The sequence below is a fragment of the Microbacterium sp. CH-015 genome, from assembly GCF_049707015.1.
GTDB classification, from domain to species: Bacteria; Actinomycetota; Actinomycetes; order Actinomycetales; family Microbacteriaceae; genus Microbacterium; species Microbacterium aurum.
This window is the reverse complement of sequence record NZ_JBNAFJ010000001.1, coordinates 745,966-762,546: the sequence shown is the minus strand read 5'-3', so window position 1 is coordinate 762,546 and position 16,581 is coordinate 745,966. Positions and strand designations below refer to the sequence as shown.

Here is a 16,581-nt window from a genome sequence, read left to right as displayed (position 1 = left end):
CCGGGTCCGCCCCGCCGCCGCGCGGCGTAGGCTGAAAGCACCGTGAAGAACTCTGCTGCTCAGTCTGCGACGTCGTTGCCGCGTGCCCCGCGCGACGACGCCCACACGCGCATGACGAAGTACTTCACGATGATGGCGATCCGCGTCGCCTGCTTCGTGCTCATGGTCGTCGTGACCCCCTACGGCTGGTACACCTGGCTGTTCGCCGTCGGGGCATGCTTCCTGCCGTACGTCGCGGTCGTCGTCGCCAACGTCGCCGCCGCCCCGGCGCAGCGCGCCGTACCTCCCGAGCGCGCGATCGCACCGGCCGCCCCGCCGGCCACCGCCCCCGGACCCGCAGGAGTGATCCGCATCCACGAGACCGACGCCGCCCCGCCGCCCTCGCCACGACAGGACGACCCGTGACGGCGCCCGTCTGCTCACGGGCAGGATGCCGGGACGCAGCCACCTGGCTGGTGCGCTGGCGGAACCCCCGCATCCACTCCGCCGACCGACGCAAAGTGTGGTCGGCGTGCGACGCGCACGTCGGCTATCTCCGCGACTATCTGGCGGCGCGGGACTTCCCGGTCGAGGTCGTCGCCTACGAGAGCGGAGTCGCGTCGTGAACCGTCGCACCGCGCTGCGGTGGACCGGCTACGTCGCCGTGGCCATCGCGTTCGCCATCGCCTGCGCCTTCCTGTCGAACTGGCAGTTCACGCGCAACGCCGAGCGGGAACGTCAGCTGGGCCTCATCGCCGCCAACTACGACGCCGCGCCCGTCGCGCTGCGCGAGCTGATCCCGGCCGGCGGCGGGTTCGATCCGGCCGACCAGTGGCACCCCGTCACCCTCGTCGGCGAGTATCTGACGGACGACACCCTCCTCGCGCGCAACCGCGCTCACGGCGGCACGAGCGCCTTCGAGGTGCTCGTGCCGTTCCGCACGGTCGACGGCGACGTGTTCCTCGTCGACCGCGGCTGGGTGCCGCCGGGCGACGATCAGCCCGAGCCCGATGCGATCCCCGCGGCGCCGACGGGGCAGGTCACCGTCGTCGCACGCCTGAAACCGGGCGAGCCGCTGCCGAACTCCGGACGTTCGGCGCCCGAGGGGCAGGTGCCGACCATCAATCTGCCGCTGATCGCCCAGGCGACCGGCCAGGACAGCATGGTCACGAGCGCGTACGGCCTCATGGTGTCGGAGGATCCCGCGCCCGCCGCGGCGCCGAACCCGCTCGAGTCGCCGTCGGATGACCCCGGGCCGCACCTGTCCTATGCGATCCAGTGGATCCTCTTCGCCGTCATGGGATTCGTGTTCATCTGGTACATGATCCGCACCGAGATCCGGCATCGCCGTGAGGACGCGGAGGACGCGGCCGCCGCCGACGCCGCGGCCCCGGCATCCCCCGGGATCGCGGTGGCGGATGCCGGCGCCGCAGCGGTGCCGGCGGCATCCCCTCGCCCGCGGCGACGCCGCGAAGGCCGCAAGCGCGACCGCGACATGGTGGACGAGGACGCGCTGCTCGACGAGCTCACGCCGCGCTGAGCGCTCGCGTCACGCCCGTTCGCCAGACCGCGTCACGCCCGTTCGCCAGACCGCGTCACGCCAGTTCAATCAGGTCGACGTAGTCGCGACCCCAGATATCCTCGACGCCGTCGGGCAGGATGAGCACGCGCTCGGGGTTCAGCGCCTGCACGGCGCCGGAGTCGTGCGAGACGAGCACGACGGCGCCCTCGTAGTGCGCGAGCGCGCCGAGGATCTCCTCGCGGGACGCCGGGTCGAGGTTGTTCGTCGGCTCGTCGAGCAGCAGCATGTTCGCGCTCGACACGACGAGGGTCGCGAGTGACAGGCGCGTCTTCTCACCGCCGGAGAGGACGCCCGCGGGCTTCAGCACGTCATCGCCGGTGAAGAGGAACGAGCCGAGCACCTTGCGCGCCTCGGTGGCGGTGATGTCGGGCGCGGCCGACATCATGTTCTCGAGGACCGAGCGGCTGACGTCGAGGTTCTCGTGCTCCTGCGCGTAGTACCCGATCTTCAGGCCGTGCCCGGGCTCGAGGATGCCGGTGTCGGGCTTGTCGACGCCGGCAAGAATGCGCAGCAGCGTCGTCTTGCCGGCGCCGTTCAAGCCGAGGACGACGACCTTCGAGCCGCGGTCGATCGCGAGGTCGACGTCGGTGAAGATCTCCAGCGACCCGTACGACTTCGACAGGTTCTTCGCCATGAGCGGGGTCTTGCCGCAGGGTGCGGGCTTGGGGAACCGCAGCTTCGCGACGCGGTCCTCCTGGCGCACCTCCTCGAGGCCCGAGAGCATCTTCTCGGCGCGCGCGACCATCTGGTGCGCGGCGGCGGCCTTCGAGGCCTTCGCGCCGAAGCGCGCGGCCTGCAGCTGCAGCGCCGTGGCCTTCTTCTCGATGTTGGCGCGCTCCTTCTTGCGGCGCTCCTCGTCGGCCACCCGCTGACGCAGGTAGTTCTTCCAGTTCATGTTGTAGACGTCGATGACCTGGCGCATCGCGTCGAGGTAGAAGACGCGGTTGACGGTCTCGCCGACGAGCTCGACGTCGTGGCTGATGACGATGAGGCCGCCCTTGTAGTTCTTGAGGAACTCCCGCAGCCACACGACGCTGTCGGCGTCGAGGTGGTTGGTGGGCTCGTCGAGGATCATCGTCTGCGCGTCCGAGAACAGGATGCGGGCGAGCTCGATGCGGCGGCGCTGACCACCCGACAGGGTCTTCAGCGGCTGGTCGAGGATGCGGTCCGGCAGCGACAGGTTGTGGGCGATGGATGCCGCCTCGGACTCGGCCGCGTAGCCGCCGAGCGCTTCGAAGCGCTCCATGAGGTTGCCGTAGCGACGCATCGCCTTCGCGGCCACCTTCTCGTCGGAATCCCCCATCTGCAGCGACGCCTCGTGCATCTGCAGCGCCAGAGTGCCGAGACCGCGGGCGTCGAGGATGCGGGTGCGAGCGAGCATCTCGGGATCACCCGAACGAGGGTCCTGCGGGAGGTAGCCGAGCTCGCCGGAGCGTTCGACCTTGCCGTCGGCGGGGATGAGATCGCCCGCGAGCACCTTCGTGAGCGTCGTCTTGCCGGCGCCGTTGCGCCCGACGAGGCCGATCTTGTCGCCGTCGGACACGCGGAACGACACGTCGGCCATGAGCGTGCGGGCGCCCACGCGGATCTCGAGGTCGTGCACGGCGAGCACAGCGGACGTCCGTTCTTCAGCGGGAGGGTTCAGGCGGCCGATCGGCCGACTTTCTAGTCTACCCGGGGCGGCGGAGGGTCAGCTCCGCCGTGACGCGCTCACGCCGACAGCGCCTCGACGGGCTGGCGCAGGATCGTCCGCAGCTTCTCCGGCGCCGTGCGTCGGGCGTCGCTCAGGTAGATCTCGTGGTGGCGCCCCGTCATCCGCAGGCCGCGCTCGGGGATCACGCGGTCGTGCAGCTCGGCGAGCACGGGAGCTTCATCGTCGTAGCTGCCGACGTGGAGGGTCTGGACGCTGAGGCCCTCGTCGAGCGTCTCGAACCGGACGTCGCGGGCGCCGTCGACGCCCTTGGCGCCGGCCGCCTCCCGGGCACGGTCGACGTGATCGGCGGACAGCCACTCGGGAACGAGGATCATGAGAGTCCACTGCCACGCACTCTTGTCGCGGCGGGTGGTGAACAGCTCGGGATCGTCGGCCCACCACAGTCCCTCCAGGGGCGGCACGACGTAGTCGCGGTCGAGTTCGCGTGTGCTCATGAACTTCAGGCCGTAGGCGACGGGGTAGAGCGCCTCGAGGGCGCGCCGGTAGGCCGGTGCCGTGTTCGGGTCGCCGGCGCCGTCGCACATCAGGTACGGCAGCGGCGGCACCGTGACGAGGTCGAAGCGACCGCGTCGCGCGGCATACGTCGCGGTCTCCTTCTTGAGGTCGACCTTCATACCTCGAAACTACCGCTGTGCGACTCTCTACAAACACGTGCCCCTCGCACGATGGACGGCGTCCAAGAACCCGGGCGCGCCACGCCCTAGGCTGAGTCGCGACACCCCGGCATCCCGTGCCGACCCACGACTTCCCAAGGAGCGCGCATGTCTCTCGCCGTCCCCGTCCGCCGCCCCGTGCTGGCCGACCTCATCGCCCGCCCGTCCGGTCGCGCGCGCGCCGTCGCCCTCGATGCGGCGCTCGTCGTCGCCGGTGCCGCGGTCGTCGCACTGCTCGCTCAGGTCGAGGTGCCGCTGTGGCCGGTCCCCATCACGGGTCAGACGCTCGCCGTCGTCGTGGTCGGCGCCGCCCTCGGCGCACGCCGGGGCGCTGCAGCCCTCGTGACCTACCTGCTCGCGGGCCTTGCCGGTCTTCCCGTCTTCGCCGGGTTCACCGGCACGGTCGCCGCGCTGGCGAAGCCGAGCTTCGGGTTCGTCATCGGCTTCGTGTTCGCCGCCTTCGTCGCCGGCTGGTTCGCCGAGCGCGCCTGGGACCGTCGGCCGTTGCTCGCCTTCGCCGGCTTCGTCGCCGCCAGCGCGATCCCGTTCGTCTTCGGCATCCCCTACATGGCGTTCATCCTGAACGTCGTCGGCGGTGGCGCGTTCGGCGTCGGCGAGATCCTGCAGTTCGGCCTCTGGCCGTTCATCGTCGGCGGGCTCGTCAAGGCTGCCCTCGCGGCGCTCCTGATCCCGGCCGCGTGGGCGGGCGTCCGCGCCGTCGATCGCCGCAAGAACGGCTGATCCCCGCCCGGATCCTCGACAGGCCCCGCCCGCGCCGCTCTGCGCCGGCGGGGCCTTTCGCATGTCACGGCATCCTTCAGGCGGACTGCAGCGAACTGGCGCATCCCGCCATCGACGATCTAAAGTTAGCCTGCCCTTACTCGGGCGCTCCTCACAGCATCGAAGGGATTCCCCTTGTCTCGACTTCGCACCGCCGCCGCCCTCACCGCCGCGGCCGCTCTGCTCCTCACCGGCTGCGCCTCGGGCAGCTCGCCGCAGTCCACCGCCTCCGGTGAGGCCGGAGCCGCGTCCGACAGCTTCCCGGTCACCATCACGCACGCCCTGGGCGAGACCACGATCGAGGCGAAGCCGGAGCGGGTCGCCACGATCTCCTGGGGCAACCAGGACGTCGCCCTCGCCCTCGGCGTCGTGCCCGTCGGCATGGACACGCAGGTCTGGGCGTGGTCCGGCACCGCGAAGCCCGGCGTCTACGAGTGGACGAGCGACAAGCTCGATGAGCTCGGCGCCGACCTGCCGCCGCTCTTCGACGCGACCGACGGCGTCGACTTCGAGGCGATCTCCGACACCGCGCCCGACGTCATCCTCGCCGCCCAGTCCGGACTCTCCGAGGAGGACTACGAGACGCTCTCCGGCATCGCCCCCGTCGTCGCCTACCCCGGCATCCCCTGGTTCACGCCGTGGCGCGACCAGATCACGCTCAACGCCGAGGGCCTGGGCCTGAAGGCCGAGGGCGAGGCGCTCGTGGCCGACCTCGAGAAGCAGATCGCGGATGCGACAGCGGATGCCGGCTTCGCGGGCAAGAGCGCCGCGTTCTTCTACATGAGCCCCGCCGACCTGTCGAAGGTGTCGCTGTACACCGGCGGCGACTCGCGCACGGCCTTCCTGCACGACCTCGGGTTCGACCTGCCGCAGGTCGCCGTCGACGCGGCCGACGCCGGCTCGTTCTACCTCGACTTCAGCGCCGAGAACGCCGACCAGCTCGCCGACGTCGACGTCATCGTCACGTACGGCGATGAGACCCTGCTGCCCGCCCTGCAGGCCGACCCGCTGTGGAGCACGCTCCCCGCCGTCAAGAAGGGCGCGGTCGTCGCGGTCGGCGAGGGCGACGCGTACAGCGCCGCCGTCAGCCCCACGGCGCTGTCGATCCCGTGGGTGCTCGACCAGTACGTGGCCGACCTCAAGGACGCGGCAGCGAAGGTTCAGTGACCGTTTCCGTCGCGCCAGCGCGCCGCGCGTCCGCCCCGAGGGTGGACGCGCGGCGCCGCGTCGTCGTGCTCGCGGTCGCGCTGGTCGCCGTCGTCGTGTCGGTCGTCCTGTCCCTGTCCTTCGGCTCGCGGCCGGTCAGTCTCGACCAGATCATGGCGGGGATCGCGGCGTGGGTGCGCGGCGAGACACCTGCCGACATCGGCGCGCTCGCGGTGCAGAGCCGTGTCCCCCGTACGGTGCTCGCCCTCCTCGCCGGCGCCGCGCTGGCCCTCTCCGGCGCGCTCATGCAGGCCATCACCCGCAATCCTCTCGCCGACCCCGGCATCCTCGGTGTCAACACCGGCGGCGCCCTCGCCGTCGTCATCGGCATCGCCTTCTTCGGCGTCTCGAGCGCCCTCGGCTACCTCGGCCTCGCCCTCGTCGGCTCCTTCCTCACCGCGTTCTTCGTGTACTTCGTCGGGTCCGTCGGCCCCGGCGGCACGACCCCGATCAAGCTCGCGCTCGCGGGCGCCGCCACGACGGCGGCGCTGTCCTCGCTCGTGTCCGCTGTGCTCCTGCCCCGCCAGAACGTCATGGACGAGTTCCGCTACTGGCAGATCGGCAACGTCGGCCGTGCCGACTGGGAGACCATGGGCATCATCGTCCCCGTGATCGCGGTCGGCACCCTCGTCGCGCTGCTGTGCGCGTCGTCGCTGAACGCCCTCGCCCTCGGTGACGACGTGGCGACCGGCCTCGGCGTTCCGGTCGGCCGCATCCGGATCGTCGCGGCGCTCGCCGGCGTCGCCCTCTGCGCCGCCGTCACCGCCGTGGCGGGTCCGATCGGCTTCGTCGGTCTCATGGTGCCGCACGCGGTGCGTCTCCTCTCCGGCGCCGACCAGCGCTGGCTGCTCCCCCTGTCCGCACTCGGCGGCGCCGTCCTGCTCACCCTCGCCGACACGATCGGCCGCGTCATCGGCTCGCCGGGCGAAGTCGAGGCCGGCATCATCACGGCGTTCCTCGGCGCGCCCGTCCTCATCGCCATCGCGCGCCGCACCCGGATGAAGGCCCTCTGATGACCGCGCTCCTCGCCCCGCCGACGGATGCCGCGGTCGCCCGCCTCCGCGCGGGTCGCCGCAGCCGGTCGCGCCGCCGCATCCTCACGATGTCGGCTCTCGGCGTCCTCGCGATCGTGCTCTTCGGCGCGATGCTCGTGCTCGGCAACACGATCTACCCGCTCTCGGATGTCCTCGCGGTCCTCACCGGACAGAAGGTCCCCGGCGCATCGTTCGCCGTCGGGACGCTGCGCCTGCCGCGGGCGCTCACCGCCGTGCTCGCCGGCATCGCCTTCGGCGTCGCCGGCTCCACCTTCCAGACGATGCTGCGCAATCCCCTCGCCAGCCCCGATGTCATCGGCATCACCTCGGGCGCGAGCGCCGCGGCGGTCCTGTCCCTCGTCGTGCTGCACTGGAGCGGGGCCGCCACGATGGGCCTCGCCCTCGTCGCCGGCATCGCCACCGCCACGATCATCTACCTCGCCGCCCGGGGCGGGGAGTCGACCGGCGGCCGGCTCATCCTCATCGGCATCGGTGTGGGGGCGATGATGGATGCCGTCGTCTCCTATCTCCTCCTGCGCGCCGCTGTCTGGGACCTCCCCGCCGCCATCCGGTGGATGACCGGCAGCCTCAACGGCTCGCGCATGGAGGACGTGCCGCCCCTCGCGATCGCCGTCGTCGTGCTCGTGCCGGTCGTCGTCCTCCTCGGCCGCGACCTCGGCGCCCTCGAACTCGGCGACGCGTCGGCGACGGCACTCGGTGTGCGCGTGGACCGCACCCGCATCCTCCTCGTCCTCGCGGCCGTCGCGCTCGCGTGCTTCGCGACCGCGACGACCGGCCCCATCGCGTTCGTCGCGTTCCTCGCCGGTCCCATCGCGGCGCGGATCGTCGGCCCCGGCGCACCCGTCATCCTGCCGGCGGCGCTCACCGGCGCCGTCCTCGTGCTCGCGGCCGATCTGCTCGGGCAGTTCGCGTTCGACACCAAGTTCCCCGTGGGCGTCATCACCGGCATCCTCGGCGCCCCGTACCTCATCTACCTGCTCATCCGAACGAGCCGCCGCGGAGGATCGTCATGACCGCACAGCACGTGCTGACCACCGAGGCGCTCGTCTCGGGGTACGGCGCCACCCGCATCGTCGACGGGATCGACCTGCAGTTCCCCTCCGGCGGCATCAGCGTCATCGTCGGGGCCAACGCCTGCGGCAAGTCGACGCTCCTGAAGACCATCGCGCGGCTCATCCCGACGCAGTCCGGTGCGGTGCTCCTCGACGGCAAGCGCATCGACGGCATTCCGACGAAGGAGCTCGCCCGCACCCTCGGCCTCCTCCCGCAGCAGCCGATCGCCCCCGAGGGCATCGTCGTCGCCGATCTCGTCGGTCGGGGCCGCCACCCCCACCAGAAGCTCTTCCGGTCGTGGACCGCCGACGACGATCGCGCCGTCACCGAAGCGCTTGCCGCGACGGGCGTGCTCGACCTCGCCGACCGCGCCGTCGATGAGCTGTCCGGCGGGCAGCGCCAGCGCGTGTGGATCGCGATGGCGCTCGCGCAGGAGACGGACCTGCTGCTGCTGGACGAGCCGACGACGTTCCTCGACGTCTCGCACCAGATCGACGTGCTCGACCTCCTCACCGACCTCAACCGCACGCGCGGCACGACGATCGTCATGGTGCTCCACGACATCAACCTCGCCGCCCGGTACGCCGACCACCTCTTCGCCCTCAAGCGGGGCCGACTCGTCGCCGACGGCGCACCGGCCGACATCGTCACGAGCGATCTCGTGCGCGAGGTCTTCGACCTCGATGCGCTCGTCATCACCGACCCCGTCTCGGGGGCGCCGATGGTGCTCCCCCGCGGCCGGCACCACGTGCGAGCCGCCGACCACGTCACCCCCCACGTCACAGGAGGCACCCGATGACCCGCACCCGTCCCACCAGCCGGTTCTTCCGCGCGGAGGTCACCGCGATCACCGACCTCACGCCGAGCTTCCGCCGTTTCACGTTCGGGGGTCCCGACCTCGCCGACTACGGCGACCCGGGGCTCGACCAGCGCATCAAGATCGTCTTCCCGACCCCCCGCACCCCCATCGACGCGATGCCGACCGGCGAGGACTGGTGGACGCAGTGGCGGGAGATGGACGAAGGCGCCCGGCCGCCGTTTCGCACCTACACCACCCGTGCGGTGCGCGCCGCGGCGCACGAGGTGGACGTCGACATGGTCTCCCACGACGTGCTGGGACCGGCGTCGGCCTGGATCGCCGACGCCCAGCTCGGCGACGAGGTCCTGATCTTCGCTCCGACCACGGCGCACACGGGCATCAGCTACGGCATCGACTTCGTCCCGCCCGCAGAGACCGACGACATCCTCCTCGCGGGCGACGAGACCGCCGCGCCGGCGATCGCCGCCATCCTCGAGCAGCTGCCGCCGCAGGCGCGCGGCGTCGTGGTGCTCGAGGTCCCGCATTCCGGCGACGCCGCCTACCTGCCTGTCCACCCCGGCTTCGAATACCGCGTGGCGGCGCGCGACCACGACGATCGCCACGCCCACCTCGTCGCGGCGGTGGAGGAGACCGCCACACGGCTCGTCCCCGCCGGGCGCGGCGCGGAGGTTGAGGAGATCGACATCGACCAAGACATCCTCTGGGAGGTGCCGCGCACCGCGAAGGGCGGCGCCGCCCTGAAGAGCGCGCCGCTGTACGCGTGGCTCGCCGGGGAGGCCGGTGCGATCAAGACCCTGCGCCGCCACCTCGTCACCGACCACGGCATCGACCGGCGCGCCATCGCGTTCATGGGCTACTGGCGGCTCGGCCGCGCCGAGGTGTAGCGGGGCGGCGCCGCCGCGGGAGCGCTGTCGCGGCCCGCGATCAGCGCGCCTCGCCGGCGTGCCCGAGTCGCAGCCCCGGCACGAGCGCGAGCACCGCGAGCGCCGCCGCGATCACGAAAACGGCCGGGAAGGCGGCATCCGTCGCCGTCAGCGCGACGAAGGTCAGCCCCATCACGGCGATGGATGCCGACGCGCCGATCGAGTCCGAGATCGACAGCGCGGACGAGTTGAAGCCCTGGTTCTGCGGCGTCGAGTAGGCGAGGGTGAGCACCGTCAACCGCGGGTACATGAGCCCCATGCCGGCACCCGCCAGCGCCCAGCCGGCGATGACGACCCACGGGTCGAGCGCGAACGCGGCCGTCGCGGCGGCGACGAGCGCGGCGGCGGCGAGCAGCGTCGTTCCGATCAGGGTGATCCGGGCGTTGCCGAGCCGGTCGCCGATGCGGCCCTGCACCTCCGCGCCGGCCGCCCACAGCAGTGCGGCGGACGTGAGCCCGAGGCCGGCGCCGGTCGCGTCGAAACCGTAGTGGTCGATGAGGAGGTAGGGCACGTAGATCTCGGCGCCGAACAGCGCGCCGGCGATGAGGGCGCGCATGAGGACGACGCTCGGCAGTCCCCGCCGTGCTCGCAGCGTTCCCGCCGGAAGGAGCGGCCGGGCAGCGAGCACGATCGCCGCGAGGGAGACGACGATGACGACGGGGGCAGCGCCCTCCGCCTGCGCCGCCATGCTCAACGCGACGGCGCCCGCGGCGACGATCGTCGCGCAGCCGAGCCGAGCGGCGATCGGGGCGCGGGAGGGGTGCGCCGTGTCGAGGGGCACATCGTGCAGGCGCAGGTAGACGTGCGTGAACGCCGCGAGCGTCAGGATCGCCACCCCCAGGAACACCCACCGCCAGTGCAGCTGCTGCGCGACGACCCCGGCGAGGAACGGCCCGACGATCGACGGGATGACCCACGCGGCGGAGAAGGCCGCGAACACCCGCCCGTGCAGCACCGCGGGATAGACCCGTGCAACCACGACGTACAGCGCGACGGTCTGCCCTCCCGTGCCGAGCCCCTGCAGCAGGCGCCCCGCGACGAGCACCTCCATCGACGGCGCGAACCCTGCGATGAGCAGGCCCGCCACGAAGAGCGCGACGGCCGTCGTCAACGGCAGCGTGGGTCCCTGCCGGTCGCACCACGCGCCGACGGCGACCATGCCGATGACGCTCGTGGCGAGGGTTCCCGCGAAGGCGACGGCATACAGCGCTGCCCCGTCCAGATCGGCGCTGACGAGGGGCATGACGGTCGTGATCGCCAAGGACTGCGTCGCCGCGAGGAACACCATCGCGACGGCGCCGAGCGTCACCCAGACGTGTTCGGGCGCCCAGATCCCCGCCGCACGCGCCGGTTCGGGCGTGCTCACGCCGGCGCGAGGGCGCCGATGCGCGTGACGGCGTCGGTGAGCACATCGGGAGCGCAGCCGAAGTTCAGGCGGACGAACCCGGCCCCCTCCGCCCCGAACTGCGGACCGTGGTGCAGCGCGACCTTGGCGTCCCGCTGGATGCGGACGGCCGGGTCGTCCCCCCAGCCGTACGCCGACAGGTCGATCCAGGCCAGGTAGCCGGCCTCCGGCATCCGGTACACGGCTTGCGGCAGCTGCGCGCGGAGCAGATCGCCGAGCAGTCGGCGGTTGCCGTCCAGACGCGCCCGCAGCGCATCGAGCCAATCGTCCGACGCGCCGCCGAACGCCGCGACGCCGGAGATGGCGCCGAACAGGCCGGTGCGCCATTCCACCTCCGGCGGCAGACCGCGCACCACCGCCGCGGTCTCCTCGGACGCCGTGATCATGACGGCGCACTTCAGCCCCGCCAGGTTGAACGCCTTCGAGGCGCTGGTGACGGCGTAGCCGACGGATGCCGCGGTGGGCGAGGCCGCGAGGAACGGCGTGTAGGGGGTGTCGTCGTACGCGAGCGGCGCGTGGATCTCGTCGCTGATGACGACGGCACCGTGGCGTGCAGCGATCTCGGCAAGGGCGGACAGCGCCTCGGGCCGGTGCGCCGTCCCGGTCGGGTTGTGCGGGTTGCACAACAGGACGGCGCGGGCGCCGGCGGCCAGCGCCTCCTCGATCCCGTCGAGATCCAGCTGCCAGCCGGCACCGGTGTCGACGAGGGGCACGGTCTCGACCCGGCATCCCGCCTCCTCGATGCACATCGCGAACGGCGGGTACACCGGCGGGGTCGTCACGACGGCGTCGCCGGGGCGCGTCGTCGCGCGCAGCAGCTCGACGACGCCCATCATCACGTCACCGGTCGGGCGAACCCGGGCGGGGTCCACCGTCCAGCCGAACCGTCGCTGCGCGAAGCCCGCGAACGCGTCGGCCAGTCCGTTCTCGCGCGGCGTGTAGCCGGTGTCGCCGATCGCGACGGCGTCGGCCAGCGCGGCGCTGATCGCCGGGGCGAGGGGGAAGTCGGTCTCCGCGACGAACAGGGGCAGCACGTCGGCAGGGTAGGTCCGCCATTTGCTGCTCGAGCGTCGCCGCAGCGTCTCCATCGGAAGGGCCTCGAGGGGGATGGTGCTCACCGGACGAGCCTACCGAAGGGTCCAGGCGTCAGATCGCGAACCCCAGCGCCCGCATCATGTCGCGGCCGTCGTCGGTGATGCGCTCCGGGCCCCACGGCGGCATCCACACCCAATTGATGCGGAATCGCTCCACGACCTCGTCGAGGGCCTGCGCCGTCTGCTCTTCGAGCACGTCGGTCAGCGGGCAGCCGGCCGACGTCAGCGTCATGTGGATGACGAGCGCGTCGTTCTCGTCATCCCAGCCGAGATCGTAGATGAGGCCGAGGTCGACGACGTTGATCCCGAGCTCGGGGTCCATGACGTCCTTGAGCGCCTCGGTGACCTCGTCGTACTTCTCGGGGCTGAGGGTCGCGGTCATGCTTCGATCCTAGGCCTCGATGACATCGGAGGGCTCGAGATAGCGGTCATAGCCCTCGTTCTCGAGACGCTCCGCAAGCTCCGGTCCGCCCTCCTCCGCGATGCGGCCCTTGACCATGACGTGGACGAAGTCGGGCTTGATGTAGCGGAGGATGCGCGTGTAGTGCGTGATGAGCAGCACACCCAGGTCGGTGGCCTCCTTGGCGCGGTTGACGCCTTCGGAGACGATCTTCAGCGCGTCGACGTCGAGGCCGGAGTCGGTCTCGTCGAGCACGGCGATGGCGGGCTTGAGCAACTCGAGCTGCAGGATCTCGTGACGCTTCTTCTCACCGCCGGAGAAGCCCTCGTTGACGTTGCGCGCCGCGAACTTCGGGTCCATGCGGAGCGCCTTCATGGCCTCCTTGACGTCCTTGGTCCAGGCGCGGATCGCCGGCGCCTCGCCGTCGATCGCCGTCTTCGCGGTGCGAAGGAAGTTCGTCACCGTGACCCCGGGGATCTCCACCGGATACTGCATCGCGAGGAAGAGCCCCGCCCGCGCCCGCTCGTCGACGGACATCGCGAGGACGTCCTCGCCGTCGAGCGTGATCGACCCGCCGGTGACGGTGTACTTCGGGTGCCCGGCGATCGTGTACGCGAGCGTCGACTTGCCCGAGCCGTTGGGACCCATGATCGCGTGGGTCTGGCCAGTGCGCACCGTGAGCGTCACACCGTTGAGGATGGGGGTGGTGCCGGCATCCGTCTCGACCGTCACGTGCAGGTCGCGGATCTCGAGAACAGCCATGTCTTCTACCTTCTTCAGTTGACTTCTTTGGTCACATGCGGGTCGATGAGGATGTCGTCCCCGTCGATCGTGACCTCATAGACGGGCACCGGCTCGTAGGCCGGCAGGTTCAGGGGGCGGCCGGTGCGCAGCGAGAACGCGGACCCGTGAGCCCAGCACTCCAGCGTCTCACCCTCGACGAACCCGTCGGACAGCGAGATGTCGCCGTGCGTGCAGGTGTCGCCGATTGCGTGCACCTCGCCATTGGAGTCGAGCACGACCGCGATGGGGATGTCGTCGATGACGACGCGCACCGCGGCATCCTGCTCCAGATCGCTGAGGTTCAGCACCTTCTGCGCGCTCATGCGGATGCCTCGACGACGCTTTGGGTGAGGGCGAGCTCCGCCTCGATCGCGGCGATGAGTTCGTCCTGCAGCGCGGGGATGTCGATCTTCTGCACGATCTCGGTGAGGAAGCCGAGGACCACGAGGCGCCGGGCCTCGTCCTCGGCGATGCCGCGGGCCTGCAGGTAGAACAGCTGCTCGTCGTCGAACCGGCCGGTGGCGCTGGCGTGGCCGGCCCCCCGGATGTCGCCGGTCTCGATCTCGAGGTTCGGGATCGAATCGGCGCGCGCGCCGTCGGTGAGCACCAGGTTGCGGTTGGCCTCGTAGGAGTCGGTGCCCGTGGCATCCGGACCGATCAGCACGTCGCCGATCCAGACGCTCCGCGCCGAGGCGCCCTGCAGCGCTCCTTTGTACAGCACGTCGCCGACGGTGTTCTCGCCCTTGTGGTGCAGATACACCTGGCTCTCCAGGTGCTGGCCGGCGTCGGCGAAGGACAGGCCGTACAGCTGCCCCTGGGATCCGGTCCCGGCGAGCTCCACCGAGGGGTTCACGCGCACGACGCCGCCGCCGAAGCTGACGACGACGTGACGCAGCAGGCCGTCACGACCGACGCGCGCCTGGTGGGACGCGGCATGCACGGCGGCGTCATCCCATTGCTGCACGGTCACGACCTCGAGCTGGGCGCCGTCGGCGACGACGATCTCGACGTTCTCGGCCAGCGCGGCGGCGCCGGTGTGGCGCAGCAGCACGGTCGCTCGGGCATGCGCCTGAGCCTCGATCACGAGGTGCAGGATGCCGCGGCGCGCCGCGTCGGCGCCCGCCACCTCGACGACGACCGGCGCCTCGAGCTCGGCCTCGGCGGGAATGCGCACGTGCACGGCGCCGTCGGCGCGGCGGGACGCGATCGCGCTCGGCAGGTCTTCGGGGACGAGGACGGTGCCGCGCGGCGCCTGTCCCTCGCGCAGCGGCGCGCCGAGCTCGGCACCCGAGGCCGTCACGGTCACCGTGATCGCCTCGTCGTCGGCGGGCTCGTCGCGCAGCAGCGCCGCGATGCGGTCGAGCGGCGTGTGCTTCCAATTGACCTCACGGCCGGTGGGCGCGCCGAAGTCGGCCGGGTCGAACGAGGTGGGGCGCTCGGAGCGCGTCTGCACCGGCACGTCGGCCGCGGCGGCGGCCAGCCGGGCGGCAGGGTCGATGTGACCCTCCGCGACCGTTCCGGCGGGGGTCTGGGTCGCTGTCGTCATCAGCCGACGGATCCTTCCATGCCCATCTCGATGAGCTTGTTCAGCTCGAGGGCGTATTCCATGGGCAGCTCACGGGCGATGGGCTCGATGAAGCCGCGGACGATCATCGCCATGGCCTCGTCCTCCGGCATCCCGCGGCTCATGAGGTAGAACAGCTGCTCCTCGCTCACCTTCGAGACGGTCGCCTCGTGGCCGAGCTGCACGTCGTCGACGCGGATGTCGATCGCGGGATACGTGTCGGACCGAGACTTCGTGTCGACCAGCAGCGCGTCGCAGCGCACGGTGTTCGCGGAGTGGTGCGCGTTCGCGTCCACCCGCACCTCACCGCGGTAGCCGGCGCGACCGCCGCCGCGGGCGATCGACTTCGAGACGATCGAGGACTGCGTGTACGGCGCCATGTGGATCATCTTCGCGCCGGCGTCCTGGTGCTGACCGGGGCCGGCGAAGGCGACCGACAGAGTCTCGCCCTTCGCGTGCTCGCCCATCAGGTAGATCGACGGGTACTTCATCGTCACCTTCGAGCCGATGTTGCCGTCGATCCACTCCATCGTCGCGCCCTCGTGGGCCACGGCGCGCTTGGTGACGAGGTTGTAGACGTTGTTCGACCAGTTCTGGATCGTCGTGTACCGCACGCGCGCGTTCTTCTTCACGATGATCTCGACGACGGCCGAGTGCAGCGAGTCGGACTTGTAGATGGGCGCGGTGCAGCCTTCGATGTAGTGGACGTAGCTGTCCTCATCGGCGATGATGAGCGTCCGCTCGAACTGGCCCATGTTCTCGGTGTTGATCCGGAAGTAGGCCTGCAGCGGGATCTCGACGTGCACGCCCTTGGGGACGTACACGAACGAGCCGCCCGACCACACGGCGGTGTTCAGCGCGGCGAACTTGTTGTCGCCGGCCGGAATGACGGTGCCGAAGTACTCCTCGAAGAACTCCGGGTGCTCGCGCAGCGCCGTGTCGGTGTCCATGAAGATGACGCCCTGCGCCTCGAGGTCTTCGCGGATCTGGTGGTAGACGACCTCGGACTCGTACTGCGCAGCGACCCCCGCGACGAGGCGCTGACGCTCCGCCTCGGGGATGCCCAGCTTCTCGTACGTGTTGCGGATGTCCTCCGGGAGGTCCTCCCACGACTGCGCCTGCTTCTCGGTGGAGCGCACGAAGTACTTGATGTTGTCGAAATCGATGTCCGACAGGTCGGCGCCCCAGGTGGGCATGGGCTTGCGCTGGAACAGCTGCAGGCCCTTCAGCCGCGTCTTCAGCATCCACTCGGGCTCGTTCTTGAGGCCCGAGATGTCGCGGACGACGGCCTCCGTGAGCCCGCGCTTCGCGCTGGCACCGGCGGCATCCGGGTCGTGCCACCCGAACTCGTACACGCCGAGTCCTTCGAGCTCCGGTCGGTCGATGAGCACATCCGACATGGCTTTGCCTCCTTCGGGCCCAACGGTGTCATCCGCTCCGGCATTCCGTCGTCCTCACCGCACCACGCGAGTCGTGGGCGAGGGGCGGATGCCGCTTTCAGGGCCGCTTGAGTGTCTTTCGCTGACACGGGGTTCGTCCGGGGCCCGCGGGTCGCGCGCCTAGACTGTCA

The 16,581-nt window shown here is 71.0% G+C and carries 18 protein-coding genes; 9 read left to right on the top strand and 9 right to left on the bottom strand.

Annotated elements, in window-relative coordinates:
- Positions 1 to 42: 42 nt before the first annotated feature.
- Genes ACPYN4_RS03565 through ACPYN4_RS03555 form a run of 3 tightly spaced genes read left to right on the top strand, consistent with a single transcriptional unit; the run spans position 43 to position 1,519 of the window.
- Complete coding sequence (locus tag ACPYN4_RS03565) at positions 43 to 405, top strand: DUF3099 domain-containing protein (protein ID WP_239281378.1); 363 nt, start codon at positions 43 to 45, stop codon at positions 403 to 405.
- Complete coding sequence (locus ACPYN4_RS03560; protein ID WP_076690957.1) at positions 402 to 605, top strand: hypothetical protein; 204 nt, start codon at positions 402 to 404, stop codon at positions 603 to 605. The genes ACPYN4_RS03565 and ACPYN4_RS03560 overlap by 4 nt, the downstream gene beginning before the upstream one ends.
- Entirely contained in the window at positions 602 to 1,519 is a 918-nt protein-coding gene (locus tag ACPYN4_RS03555; protein WP_281653533.1) for an SURF1 family protein, read from the top strand. Before ACPYN4_RS03560 ends, ACPYN4_RS03555 begins: the two co-directional genes overlap by 4 nt.
- 55 nt (positions 1,520 to 1,574) lie before the next feature.
- Here the strand turns inward: ACPYN4_RS03555 and abc-f are convergent, their stop codons facing one another.
- The gene (gene abc-f / locus ACPYN4_RS03550) at positions 1,575 to 3,173 is read right to left on the bottom strand and encodes a ribosomal protection-like ABC-F family protein (protein ID WP_424445631.1); all 1,599 of its coding nucleotides are present in this window, start codon (positions 3,171 to 3,173) and stop codon (positions 1,575 to 1,577) included.
- A 98-nt stretch (positions 3,174 to 3,271) separates the two neighbouring features.
- Entirely contained in the window at positions 3,272 to 3,889 is a 618-nt protein-coding gene (locus ACPYN4_RS03545) for a GyrI-like domain-containing protein (RefSeq protein WP_424445630.1), read from the bottom strand.
- Between the two features lie 147 nt (positions 3,890 to 4,036).
- Between ACPYN4_RS03545 and ACPYN4_RS03540 the strand changes: the two genes are divergently transcribed.
- The 6 genes from ACPYN4_RS03540 (at position 4,037) to ACPYN4_RS03515 (ending at position 9,726) form a co-directional block, all read left to right on the top strand.
- A complete protein-coding gene (locus ACPYN4_RS03540; RefSeq protein ID WP_424445629.1) occupies positions 4,037 to 4,669 on the top strand; it encodes a biotin transporter BioY in 633 nt (210 codons plus the stop codon).
- 174 nt (positions 4,670 to 4,843) lie between these two features.
- Positions 4,844 to 5,875: an iron-siderophore ABC transporter substrate-binding protein gene (locus ACPYN4_RS03535; protein WP_424445628.1), complete on the top strand. Its 1,032-nt coding sequence runs from the start codon at positions 4,844 to 4,846 to the stop codon at positions 5,873 to 5,875.
- Positions 5,872 to 6,927: a FecCD family ABC transporter permease gene (locus ACPYN4_RS03530; RefSeq protein WP_424445627.1), complete on the top strand. Its 1,056-nt coding sequence runs from the start codon at positions 5,872 to 5,874 to the stop codon at positions 6,925 to 6,927. Before ACPYN4_RS03535 ends, ACPYN4_RS03530 begins: the two co-directional genes overlap by 4 nt.
- The gene (locus ACPYN4_RS03525; protein WP_424445626.1) at positions 6,927 to 7,982 is read left to right on the top strand and encodes a FecCD family ABC transporter permease; all 1,056 of its coding nucleotides are present in this window, start codon (positions 6,927 to 6,929) and stop codon (positions 7,980 to 7,982) included. Before ACPYN4_RS03530 ends, ACPYN4_RS03525 begins: the two co-directional genes overlap by 1 nt.
- Positions 7,979 to 8,821, top strand: a complete 843-nt coding sequence (locus ACPYN4_RS03520; protein WP_287270609.1) for an ABC transporter ATP-binding protein — start codon at positions 7,979 to 7,981, stop codon at positions 8,819 to 8,821. The genes ACPYN4_RS03525 and ACPYN4_RS03520 overlap by 4 nt, the downstream gene beginning before the upstream one ends.
- Entirely contained in the window at positions 8,818 to 9,726 is a 909-nt protein-coding gene (locus ACPYN4_RS03515) for a siderophore-interacting protein (protein WP_424445625.1), read from the top strand. Before ACPYN4_RS03520 ends, ACPYN4_RS03515 begins: the two co-directional genes overlap by 4 nt.
- 40 nt (positions 9,727 to 9,766) lie before the next feature.
- On the opposite strand, the gene ACPYN4_RS03510 is transcribed toward ACPYN4_RS03515, so the two are convergent.
- From ACPYN4_RS03510 to sufB, 7 genes are read right to left on the bottom strand one after another with little or no spacing between them, the layout of a single operon-like run.
- Positions 9,767 to 11,131, bottom strand: a complete 1,365-nt coding sequence (locus tag ACPYN4_RS03510; protein WP_424445624.1) for an MFS transporter — start codon at positions 11,129 to 11,131, stop codon at positions 9,767 to 9,769.
- Positions 11,128 to 12,258, bottom strand: a complete 1,131-nt coding sequence (locus ACPYN4_RS03505; RefSeq protein WP_424445746.1) for a MalY/PatB family protein — start codon at positions 12,256 to 12,258, stop codon at positions 11,128 to 11,130. The genes ACPYN4_RS03510 and ACPYN4_RS03505 overlap by 4 nt, the downstream gene beginning before the upstream one ends.
- 58 nt (positions 12,259 to 12,316) lie before the next feature.
- Positions 12,317 to 12,646, bottom strand: coding sequence for a metal-sulfur cluster assembly factor (locus ACPYN4_RS03500; protein ID WP_076690971.1), 330 nt, complete (start codon positions 12,644 to 12,646; stop codon positions 12,317 to 12,319).
- A 9-nt stretch (positions 12,647 to 12,655) separates the two neighbouring features.
- A complete protein-coding gene (gene sufC / locus ACPYN4_RS03495; RefSeq protein ID WP_239281363.1) occupies positions 12,656 to 13,426 on the bottom strand; it encodes a Fe-S cluster assembly ATPase SufC in 771 nt (256 codons plus the stop codon).
- Positions 13,427 to 13,440: 14 nt separating this feature from the next.
- Complete coding sequence (locus ACPYN4_RS03490; protein ID WP_239281362.1) at positions 13,441 to 13,770, bottom strand: non-heme iron oxygenase ferredoxin subunit; 330 nt, start codon at positions 13,768 to 13,770, stop codon at positions 13,441 to 13,443.
- Positions 13,767 to 14,993 (bottom strand): Fe-S cluster assembly protein SufD, encoded by a 1,227-nt coding sequence (gene sufD, locus ACPYN4_RS03485; protein WP_424445623.1) that lies wholly within the window; start codon positions 14,991 to 14,993, stop codon positions 13,767 to 13,769. The genes ACPYN4_RS03490 and sufD overlap by 4 nt, the downstream gene beginning before the upstream one ends.
- Complete coding sequence (gene sufB, locus ACPYN4_RS03480) at positions 14,993 to 16,411, bottom strand: Fe-S cluster assembly protein SufB (protein WP_076690975.1); 1,419 nt, start codon at positions 16,409 to 16,411, stop codon at positions 14,993 to 14,995. The genes sufD and sufB overlap by 1 nt, the downstream gene beginning before the upstream one ends.
- Positions 16,412 to 16,581 lie beyond the last annotated feature (170 nt).